This window comes from Klebsiella sp. BDA134-6 (genome assembly GCF_015601345.1).
Classification (GTDB): Bacteria; Pseudomonadota; Gammaproteobacteria; order Enterobacterales; family Enterobacteriaceae; genus Klebsiella; species Klebsiella grimontii.
The window spans coordinates 5,584,523-5,595,952 of the sequence record NZ_CP064784.1 but is presented as its reverse complement, the minus strand read 5'-3'; the positions used below and the strand labels follow the sequence as shown (position 1 = coordinate 5,595,952).

At 57.6% G+C, this 11,430-nt stretch carries 7 protein-coding genes; 4 read left to right on the top strand and 3 right to left on the bottom strand.

All coding sequences use genetic code 11. The annotated features are described in order from the left end of the window. Positions 1-63: 63 nt before the first annotated feature. The 3 genes from hmsP to IYV58_RS25990 all read left to right on the top strand — a co-directional run bounded on the left by hmsP (position 64) and on the right by IYV58_RS25990 (position 5,238). Positions 64-2,070 carry a biofilm formation regulator HmsP gene (hmsP, locus tag IYV58_RS26000; RefSeq protein ID WP_004126323.1) on the top strand — a complete coding sequence of 669 codons (2,007 nt, stop codon included), beginning with the start codon at positions 64-66 and terminating at the stop codon, positions 2,068-2,070. A 154-nt stretch (positions 2,071-2,224) separates the two neighbouring features. After that, positions 2,225-3,511, top strand: a complete 1,287-nt coding sequence (locus IYV58_RS25995; protein ID WP_004126321.1) for a dicarboxylate/amino acid:cation symporter — start codon at positions 2,225-2,227, stop codon at positions 3,509-3,511. A gap of 221 nt (positions 3,512-3,732) precedes the next feature. After that, positions 3,733-5,238, top strand: a complete 1,506-nt coding sequence (locus IYV58_RS25990) for a M16 family metallopeptidase (RefSeq protein WP_004126319.1) — start codon at positions 3,733-3,735, stop codon at positions 5,236-5,238. Positions 5,239-5,432: 194 nt separating this feature from the next. On the opposite strand, the gene IYV58_RS25985 is transcribed toward IYV58_RS25990, so the two are convergent. Continuing rightward, on the bottom strand, positions 5,433-6,368 hold the full coding sequence (locus IYV58_RS25985) for a 2-dehydro-3-deoxygluconokinase (RefSeq protein WP_004126317.1): 936 nt from the start codon (positions 6,366-6,368) through the stop codon (positions 5,433-5,435). Positions 6,369-6,563: 195 nt separating this feature from the next. On the opposite strand from IYV58_RS25985, the gene IYV58_RS25980 reads away from it, so the two are divergent. Continuing rightward, positions 6,564-8,615: an AsmA family protein gene (locus IYV58_RS25980; RefSeq protein WP_004126316.1), complete on the top strand. Its 2,052-nt coding sequence runs from the start codon at positions 6,564-6,566 to the stop codon at positions 8,613-8,615. A 49-nt stretch (positions 8,616-8,664) separates the two neighbouring features. On the opposite strand, the gene IYV58_RS25975 is transcribed toward IYV58_RS25980, so the two are convergent. Then, positions 8,665-9,987: an MFS transporter gene (locus IYV58_RS25975; protein ID WP_004126314.1), complete on the bottom strand. Its 1,323-nt coding sequence runs from the start codon at positions 9,985-9,987 to the stop codon at positions 8,665-8,667. Between the two features lie 270 nt (positions 9,988-10,257). Then, complete coding sequence (gene yhjD, locus IYV58_RS25970; protein ID WP_004126313.1) at positions 10,258-11,289, bottom strand: inner membrane protein YhjD; 1,032 nt, start codon at positions 11,287-11,289, stop codon at positions 10,258-10,260. Positions 11,290-11,430: the final 141 nt, after the last annotated feature.

Genomic DNA, 11,430 nt, shown 5'->3' with positions numbered 1-11,430 from the left:
TGATAACGATCGGTGAGAGGGATCTATACCCGATATACGTTCAGTTTCAGTGGAGAACCCCCGTTGCGCGTCAGCCGTTCACTTACAATTAAACAGATGGCGATGGTCGCGAGCGTGTCCATGGCGTTTGTACTGGTCTTCTGTTCTATTCTGCTGTTTCACTTCGTCCAGCAGAGTCGCTTTACCACGGCCACGCAGTTAGAAAGCATCGCGCGTTCCGTTCGCGAACCGCTGTCAGCGGCTATCCTGAAAGCCGATATCCCTGAGGCGGAAGCCATTCTGAGCCGTATTCAGCCCGCAGGCATCGTCAGCCGGGCGGATGTCGTGCTGCCCAACCAGTTCCAGGCGCTACGGATGCGCTTTATTCCCGAACGCCCGGTGCCGGTAACGATCACCCGCATGTTCGAACTGCCGGTACAGATTTCTCTGCCAATTTACTCCCTGGAGCGCCCGGCCAACCCGCAACCGCTGGCCTATCTGGTGCTGCAGGCCGATTCCTACCGCATGTATAAATTCGTCATGAGCGCGCTCGCAACGTTAGTGACTGCTTACTTACTCCTGGTGCTGATTCTGACGGTGGCGATTACCTGGTGTATCAACCGCCTGATCGTCCGCCCGCTGCGTAAAATCGCCCGTGAGCTGAACGATGTCCCGCAGCATGAGCGTTTGGGCCATCAGCTCACGCTGCCGCGTTTACATCATGATGATGAAATCGGCATGCTGGTGCGTAGCTACAACCGCAACCAGCAGACGCTGCTGCGCATGCACGACGAGCTCTCTTTGCAGTCGACCCGTTTCCCGGTATCCGAGCTGCCGAACAAAGCCTTTCTGATGGCCATGCTGGAGCAAACCGTCGCCCGCCCGCAGGCCTCGGCGCTGCTGATTGTCGCCTGCGAAACGCTACAGGATACCGCTGGCGTACTGAAAGAGACGCAGCGTGAAATGCTGCTGCTAACCCTTGTTGAAAAGCTGCGGGCGATTATCCCGGCGCAGATGGTGCTGACCCAGGTGAGCGGCTACGACTTCGCGATTCTGGCCCACGGTATCAGCGAACCCTGGCAGGCGGTGACGTTAAGTAAGCAAGTACTTACTGTCTTAAATGAACGTTTGCCGCTGCACGGGATCCAGCTGCGCCCCTGCGCCAGTATCGGTATTGCGATGTTTAACGGCGACATCAACGGCGAACAACTCTACCGTCGGGCGTTTTCCGCCGCCGTGACCGCGCGTCGTAAAGGGAAAAACCAGATTGAATTCTTCGATCCGCACCAGATGGAAAAAGCGCAGCGCCGCCTGATGGAAGAGCACGATATTCTGACGGCGCTTGATAACCAGCAATTTGCTATCTGGCTACAGCCGCAGGTGGACGCCAGCAGCGGTAATGTGTGCGGAGCGGAAGTGCTGCTGCGTCAACGGCAGGCGGACGGGAGCTGGTCGCTGCCGGGCGATCTGATTGAGCGTATTGAAGCCTGCGGACTGATGATCCCGGTTGGCTACTGGGTGATGGAGGAGGCTTGCCGTCAGCTTGCCGCCTGGCAAAACCAGGGCATCATGCTGCCGCTGTCGGTCAACGTGTCGTTGCTACAGCTGCTGCATCACGATCGCGGCGAGGAGATGCTGGCCCTGCTCGCACGCTATCGCATCGCGCCGGGTACGTTGGTTCTGGAGGTCACCGAAAGCCGGCGGATAGACGACCCGCAGGCGATTATTTCCCTGCTGCGTCCGCTGCGTGAAGCGGGAGTGCGGATTGCGCTGGATGACTTTGGTATGGGCTACGCGGGACTGCGCCAGCTGCAGCATATTAAATCGCTGCCGGTGGATATCCTGAAAATCGATAAAGTCTTTATCGATATGCTGCCGAATGACATCAGTATGGTGCCTGCGATTATCCAGCTGGCGCGCGGACTGAATTTGCGCATTGTCGCGGAAGGCGTCGAAACCGATACCCAGTACCGCTGGCTGCAGGTGGCGGGGGTCGAGACGGTGCAAGGGTATCTTTTTGGCTGCGCCATGCCGCCTGAGGCTTTTATCGCCCGCTTTTTACCCGCCGCCGTAGAGGATGCAAGTTTGTAAACGCATTGTTAGCTTACGCGAGTCAGCTCAAATAAATTAACAATTACATTTCAATTTCATCACTCGTTATTTCTGAAATGTTTCATGGGTGTTATTTTTAAGCCACGGACGCAATACCCCCTCACGGTCTGTGGTTATATCCAAAGGACACCCTATGAAAATCTCTTTCTTTAAAAGCCTTTATGTCCAGGTTCTCTCGGCCATAGCGATCGGTATTCTGCTGGGCCATTTTTACCCGGAATTGGGTGCGCAGATGAAACCCCTCGGCGATGCCTTCGTTAAGCTGATTAAAATGATTATTGCCCCGGTTATCTTCTGTACCGTCGTGACGGGGATTGCCGGGATGGAGAGCATGAAGGCCGTCGGCCGCACCGGCGCGGTGGCGCTGCTCTATTTTGAAATCGTGAGTACCATTGCGCTGATCATCGGCCTGATTATCGTTAACGTGGTGCAACCCGGCGCGGGAATGAACGTTGACCCGGCGACCCTCGACGCGAAGGCCGTGGCGGTTTACGCCGAACAGGCGAAGGACCAGGGGATCGTGGCATTTTTGCTCGATATTATCCCCGGCAGCGTGATTGGCGCTTTCGCCAGCGGCAACATTTTGCAAGTACTGATGTTTGCGGTGCTGTTTGGTTTCGCGCTGCACCGCCTCGGCAGCAAAGGCCAGCTGATTTTTAATGTTATCGAAAGCTTCTCGCAGGTGATCTTCGGCATCATCAATATGATTATGCGCCTGGCGCCGATTGGCGCTTTCGGGGCCATGGCCTTTACCATCGGCAAATACGGCGTCGGTACGCTGGTGCAGCTTGGCCAGCTGATCGTCTGCTTCTACATCACCTGTATCCTGTTTGTGGTGGTGGTGCTGGGGTCAATCGCCAAAGCCACCGGCTTCAGCATCTTTAAATTTATCCGCTATATCCGCGAAGAGCTGCTGATCGTGCTGGGCACCTCTTCATCCGAGTCGGCGCTGCCGCGTATGCTCGATAAGATGGAAAAGCTGGGCTGCCGTAAGTCGGTGGTGGGGCTGGTGATCCCGACGGGGTACTCCTTTAACCTCGATGGAACCTCAATCTACCTGACGATGGCGGCGGTGTTTATCGCCCAGGCGACGAACAGCCATATGGATATTTTCCATCAGATAACCCTGCTGGTGGTGCTGCTGCTCTCCTCGAAGGGCGCGGCGGGGGTGACGGGCAGCGGCTTTATCGTCCTGGCGGCGACGATTTCCGCCGTCGGCCACTTGCCGGTCGCCGGTCTGGCGCTGATCCTTGGTATCGACCGTTTTATGTCTGAGGCGCGCGCGCTGACCAACCTGGTGGGTAACGGCGTCGCGACTATTGTGGTCGCGAAATGGGTTAAAGAGCTGGACTCACAGCAGCTCGATGATGTGCTGAATAACCGTACGCCGGTAAACAAATCGCACGAATTATCCTCATAAATCCATCTGTTAGGCCCGTAGTCCCTTGCTGGAGTACGGGCTCCTGCGCATAATTAGGGGTCACTGTCGCTGACGCGGCGGTGGCCCTTATGATTATTTCACGTCAACATGCGACATTTTCATCTCCGTGTGGTCTAACCGACGTACTTAACTCACCATATTTTTTCGGCGGCCCTCCCGTGGGCCGCTGTTGTAACCAGGATTGTTCATCAGGGGTTCACATGCAGGGCACAAAAATTCGACTCTTAACCGGTGGTTTGCTGATGATGGCGACGGTCGGTTATGTGCAGGCAGAAGCGCTCCAGCCGGACCCGGCCTGGCAACAGGGGACACTGGCGAACGGGTTTCAGTGGCAGGTTCTGGCCACCCCGCAGCGTCCCAGCGATCGTATCGAAGTTCGCCTGTCCGTGAATATTGGCTCGCTGAGCGAAAGCACTCAGCAGAGCGGCTTTAGCCACTTTATCCCGCGTCTCGCGCTGACGCAAAACGGCGGCCTCCCGACCATGCAGGCCCGTTCGCTATGGCAGCAGAGTATTGATCCGAAGCGTCCTCAGCCGCCCGCCATCGTCTCTTATGACTACAGTTTGTTTAACCTGAGCTTACCGAATAACCGTAACGATCTGCTGAAAGAGGCCCTGAGCTGGCTGGCCAGCGCCGGCGGTAAAATGTCGATCACCCCGGAAGCGGTCAACCACGCGCTGCAGGGCGAAGATATGGTGGCGACCTGGCCTGCCGATACCAAAGAAGGCTGGTGGCGCTATCGGCTGAAAGGGTCCACCATGCTGGGGCACGATCCGGCGGCACCCCTGAAGCAACCGGTTGATATTGCTCAGCTAAAAGAATATTACCAGAAGTGGTACACGCCGGATGCCATGACCCTGATTGTGGTCGGCAACGTTGACAGCCGCAGCGTTGCGGAGCAAATCAACAAAACGTTCGGCGGCCTGAAGGGCAAGCGCGAAACGCCGGTGGCGGTTCCTACACTGTCGCCGCTGCCGACGACACCGGTCAGCATCATGACCGATGCGGTGCGCCAGGATAAGCTGTCGCTGATGTGGGATGCGCCGTGGCAGCCGATCCGCGACTCGGTCGCTCTACAGCGCTACTGGCGTGACGATCTGGCCCGGGAAGCGCTGTTCTGGCACGTACAGCAGAATCTGAGCAAAAGTAATATTAAGGATATCGGCCTTGGCTTTGACTGCCGCGTCCTCTACCAGCGCGCCCAGTGCGCGATCAATATCGAATCGCCGGGCGAGCGCCTGAACGCCAACTTGACCACCGTAGCGCGCGAGCTGGCGAAAGTACGCGATAACGGCCTGCCGCAGGAGGAGTTTGATGCTCTGATCGCGCAGAAAAACCTCGAGCTACAGAAGCTATTCGCCACCTATGCGCGCACCGATACCTGGATCCTGATTAGCCAGCGGATGCGTTCGTTGCAAAATCAGGTAGTGGATATCGCGCCCGAGCAGTATCAGAAGCTGCGCCAGGAGTTTCTCAATTCGCTGACGGTCGACATGCTGAATCAGTACCTGCGTCAGCAACTGTCGCAGGATATGGCGCTAGTGTTGCAGCAGCCGCAGGGTGAGCCGGAATACAACATGAAGGATCTGCAGGCGACGTGGGAAAAGCTGATGGCGCCAGCGCCGGCGGCCGCAGCGGCGCCCAGCAGTAACGGAGACGTTGTGCAAGGGCGTAACGAAGCGACGGATATCCCGCCAGGGCAGTAAAGCAAAACCGGATAGCGTGGCTATCCGGTGAGGTTTATGGCTAATCTGTTTTAAGTATTGCTGGGTTGGCCCGGTGATTTTCCCGGAGACGGCGCTGGCGCGCCTTGTCCGGGCCACCGGCCCGCAGACGGCGGTAAACTCGTAGCCCGGCTAAGCGCAGCGCAAGCCGGGAAGCAGCAGCGCCGATGCTTCTGCTATAGCTCCTGCGGCATCGCCTCGCGCGGGATAATCGCGCCGCGATACTGGATCACCGTGCTGGCGGTCAGATGCCCGCGTTTGGCCGCCGATTCAGCATCGCCCCCGGTCAGGCGCACGGCCAGGTAGCCAGCGCTGAACGAATCGCCCGCCGCGGTGGTATCAACCACTTTCTCTTTCGGCAGCTTAACGGCCGGGACTTCCCGCTGCGGCTGTCCGGCAATCGCCACCAGGCAGGAGTCTGCGCCGCGCTTAACCACCACTTCTTCCACGCCGGCGGCGTGGGTGCGGGCAATCACTTCCGCAACCGGCTTCTCGCCCCACAGCGCGTCTTCGTCATCGAGGGTCAGGAAGGCGATATCGGTGCAGCTCAGCATCTGCTGATAAACCTGCTGCGTCTCCTCTTTGCTGCTCCACAGGCGCGGGCGATAGTTGTTATCAAAGATAACTTTGCCGCCGTTCGCCCGGCACTCACGCAGCAGGGTCAGCAGCTTCTCGCGGCTGGTTGGGCTAAGGATCGCCAGGCTAATGCCGCTGAGATACAGATAATCAAAGGTCGCCAGCTCTTCACAGATGGCCGCGGACTGTTCGCTCTCCAGCCAGAACTTCGCCGCGGCTTCATTACGCCAGTAATAAAAGGTGCGCTCGCCGGTATCGTCGGTTTCGATGTAGTAGAGGCCCGGTAGCCGGTCGGCCATGCGCTGAATCAGGTCAGTCTGGACATTCTCGCTCTGCCAGGATTCAAGCATTTGCTGGCTGAAGGTATCCGTTCCCAGGGCGGTAACGTAGTGCACGCCCAGCGCACTGGCGTCAGTCTGACGCGCAATGTAGACGGAAGTGTTTAAGGTATCGCCGCCAAAGCCGCGATTTACCGCCGCGCCTTTCTCTGACAGCTCAATCATGCATTCGCCGATGACGGCAATTTTCTTAGACATAGTGATGACCTGAAATTAAATCAATATTAACCCTAGTGTGCGCTGGGCCGCTTTTATGGTCAATGATATTAAAACAACGTTCCATTATTTTTTTGACCTGGCGCGGATTATGTGACGAAAACCTCATTCGACGGAGCAACTGGCGTTTCTCAACTATATTCAGGACTGGCGATACGCAAAAGGAGTGCAGAAGGGATGAGCAGAACCCGAAAAACCGTTGCTATTATTTCTGGAACGATAGTCATACTGATCGTTTTGTTTTTTATCGTGCTGGCGACCTTTGACTGGAACCGCCTGAAGCCGACGATTAATCAGAAAGTATCGGCCGAGCTGAACCGCCCGTTTGCTATTCGCGGCGATCTGGGCGTCGTCTGGGAACGCCAGCCCGGTGAAAGCGGCTGGCGAAGCTGGATCCCCTGGCCGCACGTTCACGCCGAAGATATCGTCCTCGGCAACCCGCCTGATATCCCACAGGTCACGATGGTCCATCTGCCGCGCGTTGAGGCGACGCTCGCCCCGCTGGCGCTGCTTAGCAAAACGGTCTATCTGCCGTGGATAAAGCTTGAACAGCCCGACGCGCGACTGATTCGACTGTCGGAGAAGACCAACAACTGGACCTTTGACCTGGCCTCGGCGGGGGCGTCGGAGAAAGATGCGCCGCCTTCCAGCTGGTCTTTCCGTCTCGACAATATTCTGTTTGACCGCGGCAAGATTGCTATCGACGACAAGGTGTCGCGCGCAGACGTGACGATTGTGGTTGACCCGCTCGGTAAGCCGCTGGCGTTTAGCGAGGTGACTGGTGAAAAGGGGAAAGGGCAGTCGCAGAAAGTGGGCGATTATGTCTTCGGCCTGCAGGCGAAAGGCAGCTACAACGGGCAGCCGCTTGCCGGTAACGGCAAAATCGGCGGCATGCTGGCGCTGCGCAGCGAAGGCACGCCGTTCCCGCTGCAGGGGGATTTTCGCTCCGGCAATACCCGGGTCGCTTTTACCGGCACGGTCAGCGACCCGCTTAACCTCGGTGGAGTCGATCTACGGTTGAAGTTCTCCGGTGATTCGCTGGGCGATCTCTACGACCTGACCGGCGTACTGCTGCCGGATACGCCGGCGTTTTCGACCGACGGGCATCTACGGGCCACCTTCAAGGATAAGGCCGGTTCACGCTTCGCCTATCAGGACTTTAATGGCCGTATCGGCGAGAGCGATATCCACGGCTCCCTGACCTACACCACCGGTAAACCCCGACCTAAGCTGGAGGGTGACCTGGAGTCCAGGCAGCTAAGGCTGGCGGATCTGGGACCGCTGATTGGCGTCGACTCCGGCGGCAAAGGGAGCAAAACCGAACAGCGTAAAGGCGAGTCCTCTCCGCAGCCGGCCGGAAAAGTGTTGCCGTATGACCGCTTTGAAACCGATAAGTGGCAGGTGATGGATGCCGATGTGCGCTTTAAAGGACGGCGCATTGAGCACGGCGGCACGCTCCCTATCAGCGACCTCTCCACCCACGTGATCCTCGAACGGGGCGACCTGCGCCTGCAGCCGCTGCGTCTGGGGTTGGCCAACGGCACCATTGCCGGCAGCATTCATCTGGCGGGGGATAAAAAACCGTTGCAGGGGACGGCGAACCTGCAGGCGCGCCGCCTGAAGCTGAAAGCGCTGATGCCAAACGTGGAGATGATGCAGAAAACCCTCGGCGAAATGAACGGCGATGTGCAGCTTCGCGGTACCGGCAACTCCGTCGCCGCGCTGCTGGGCAACAGTAACGGTAACCTGAAGCTGCTGATGAACGACGGGCTAATCAGCCGCAACCTGATGGAAATCCTCGGTCTGAACGTCGGCAACTATATCATCGGGCAGATCTTTGGCGACGATGAGGTGCGGGTAAACTGCGCGGCGGCCAATATCGACGTGGTCAACGGTGTCGCCCGGCCGCAGGTATTTGCTTTTGATACCGAAAACGCGCTGATCAACGTCACCGGTACCGCCAGCTTTGCGTCGGAGCAGCTCGACCTGACCATCGATCCGGAAAGCAAGGGATTCCGCATTATCACTCTGCGCTCACCGCTCTACGTGCGCGGTAGCTTTAAGTCGCCGAACGCGGGCGTGAAGGCGGGTCCGCTGATTGCACGCGGCGCTGTGGCGGCGGCGCTGGCGACGCTGGTGACGCCAGCCGCCGCGCTGCTGGCGCTGATCTCACCCGCCGAAGGCGAGGCGAATCAGTGCCGGACCATACTGTCGCAGATGAAAAAATAGTCGGCAAGGTGACTCCCCTGGCCGGATGGTCAGGGGAGCGAGTGGAGAATTACAGCGACTGGTGGCGCGTTTCGTGAGTCAGCAGCAGCGCGATCATCGTCAGCGCCGCCATGGCGGCCAGATAGAGTCCGACCGCAGGCAGACCGTAGTTACCCTGCAGCCAGGCGGCGATATACGGCGCGACGGACGCCCCGAGGATCGACGAGACGTTGTAGGAGAACGATGCGCCGGTATAGCGAACTTCCGTCGGGAACAGCTCCGGCAGCAGCGCGCCCATTGGGCCAAACGTCAGCCCCATCAGGCTCAGGCCAATCAGCAGGAAGGCAAAGACCAGCAGCGGGTTACCGGAACCAAGCAGCGGTTTAAAGGCAAACAGCGCGAAGAGAATGATCAGGGTCGTGATCACAACCATGCTCTTACGACGACCAAATGCATCCGCCAGCAGGCCCGCAACCGGCACCATCACGCCAAAACCGATAACCGCCATCATCAGCATCCACAGCACTTCGTTACGCGGCAAACCGAGGCCAATCGGCGCGGCGGCGGTACTGAAGGTCATGGAGTAGACGGTCATGATGTAAAACAGCGTGTAGGTCGCCAGCATGATAAACGTGCCGAGCACCGTCACGCGGACGTGTTTGGTCAGCAGCGTGCCCAGCGGGATTTTGACCTGTTTCTTCGCGGCGGCAACCTTAGCGAATACCGGCGACTCGTGCAGCGAAACGCGGACGTACAGGCCGATAATCACCAGCACGGCGGAGAAGATAAACGGCATACGCCAGCCCCACTCCATAAACTGCTGGTCGGTCAGCAGCCAGGAGAGCAGCAGGAAGGTGCCGTTAGCGAAGAAGAAGCCAATCGGCGCGCCCAGCTGTGGGAAAGAGCCGTACAGCGCGCGTTTGCGCGGCGGAGCGTTTTCCGTCGCCAGCAGCGCCGCGCCGCCCCATTCGCCGCCAAGGCCGAGCCCCTGGCCAAAGCGCGCCAGCGCCAGCAGCACCGGCGCCATAATGCCAATGGTTTCATAGCCGGGCAGCAGGCCGATAACCACGGTGGAGATCCCCATCGTCAGCAGCGAGGCGACGAGGGTCGCTTTACGGCCTACGCGGTCGCCGAAGTGGCCAAAGACCGCTGAACCGATAGGGCGGGCGATAAAGGCGATAGCGAAGGTGGCCAGCGATTGTAGCGTCGCGGCGGCGGGATCGCCCTGCGGGAAGAAAATGTGCGGGAATACGATAACCGCCGCGGTGGCATAGATGTAGAAGTCGAAGAACTCGATGGCGGTACCAATGAGTGAGGCGACGACGACTTTATTGCGTGAGTTAACCGGTACGGTGTCCTGCGCGTTGTCGAGTGTTGTGGCTGTGGCTTGCATAGATCTTTCTTATTTTTTGCGAACGAAAGGCCATATAGCCACAGCCTCTGGGACATTTCAATCTGTAACAAGGGGCGAGAGAGGCGAAAAAAGAAGCAAAAAGTGAATAATTTCTGTGCCAGAAAAATAACTTCTATGAAATGCTTCACAAAATTCAAATAATGGTCGATAAAACCAGGTTTTGGTTAAATAAAAGTTACATGTTGGATTTATATGCTGAAATGCCAGGTTGGGCTGAATTTTGCGTCTTTTATTCAGCCCAGTGATGGTTTAGTCGTGGGCTTTGCCCGGCATCCGGCGGTCGTCTTTATATTCGGCGGTCGCAATCCATGCGGCGCAGAACAGCGTCAGGCGGGCGAAAAAATAGAAGAAGGCCATTATCCCCAACACCGACCCGAATGCCGCCCCAGAGGGAGATTTCACCAGCGCAGGTAGCGTCCAGGTCATGATGATTTTGATTATCTCAAAGCCGACGGCCGCAATCAGGGTGCCGCGAATCAGCGCCTTACGGCGAGGACGGTGGCGCGGGAGCCGCCAGAAAATCCAGAAAAACAGCAGATAGTTGGCGAAGATGGAAATCGCCAGGCCAATAAGCCGCCACGCCGGTTTCAGCCACTCAATGTAATCAAGATAAAGCGCCGAGATAATCATCTGCTGCGCCGAGCCGGCGATAGAGGTGATCGACAAGGTAATAACCAGCGCCACCAGCAGGCCGATCAGCGAGATAAAGTCGCGAAAATACTTTACCCAGATTTTCTCCTGATCCTGCGGCGTGCGCTCCCAGACATCGCGCGACTGGGCGCGAATGGCCTCACGCAGGTTGCCCATCCAGTTAATGCCGGAGTAGAGCGCCACCAGAAGACCCACGATCCCGACGGCGGTGCGCTGCTGTACGGCGGTGTTGATGGTATTTTTCAGCGTTGCGGCGAGTGTCGGATCGCTAACGTTCAGCAGGATTTTATCGAAAATGTCCTGTAGCAACGTGGGATGCGAGGCCAGCACAAAACCGGCGGCCGCAAAAGAGACCATCAGAATCGGGATCATCGATAAAAACGAGAAGTAGGTGATCGCCGCGCCAAACTGATTACCCAGCCTGTCGTTGAAGCGCTCCGCGGCGCGGATAATATGGGCGACCATATGGTTACGCTGAACTTTTTCCGCCGTTCCGGTGACGCTTTTCAGCGCCTGGTTGGCTTTTTTCGCCACAGTAGAGTCGTTTATCGCAGCCATCGCGCTTTTGTTTTTTTCCGGCTGCTGGCCCGGATCCTCGGTTGGGCGTTGAGCGTCGTTTTCCGGCGTCATAAATTATTTCTTCCTTTTTTACAGCGATATTCTTCAAAAATTATATACGTAAAATCGCGGATAAGGCGTACTGGAGCCATCCGTTGTATGAATCATAGGGCGGTTGAAGCGCGCTCTTCTGCCATTGTGCGGAGCTACAGG

Bases quoted from the DNA above. Each gene is read 5' to 3' on its own strand.
- IYV58_RS25995 (WP_004126321.1), top strand. From the start codon at position 2,225: ATGAAAATCTCTTTCTTTAAAAGCCTTTATGTCCAGGTTCTCTCGGCC.
- IYV58_RS25990 (WP_004126319.1), top strand. From the start codon at position 3,733: ATGCAGGGCACAAAAATTCGACTCTTAACCGGTGGTTTGCTGATGATG.
- IYV58_RS25985 (WP_004126317.1), bottom strand. From the start codon at position 6,368: ATGTCTAAGAAAATTGCCGTCATCGGCGAATGCATGATTGAGCTGTCA.
- IYV58_RS25980 (WP_004126316.1), top strand. From the start codon at position 6,564: ATGAGCAGAACCCGAAAAACCGTTGCTATTATTTCTGGAACGATAGTC.
- IYV58_RS25975 (WP_004126314.1), bottom strand. From the start codon at position 9,987: ATGCAAGCCACAGCCACAACACTCGACAACGCGCAGGACACCGTACCG.
- yhjD (WP_004126313.1), bottom strand. From the start codon at position 11,289: ATGACGCCGGAAAACGACGCTCAACGCCCAACCGAGGATCCGGGCCAG.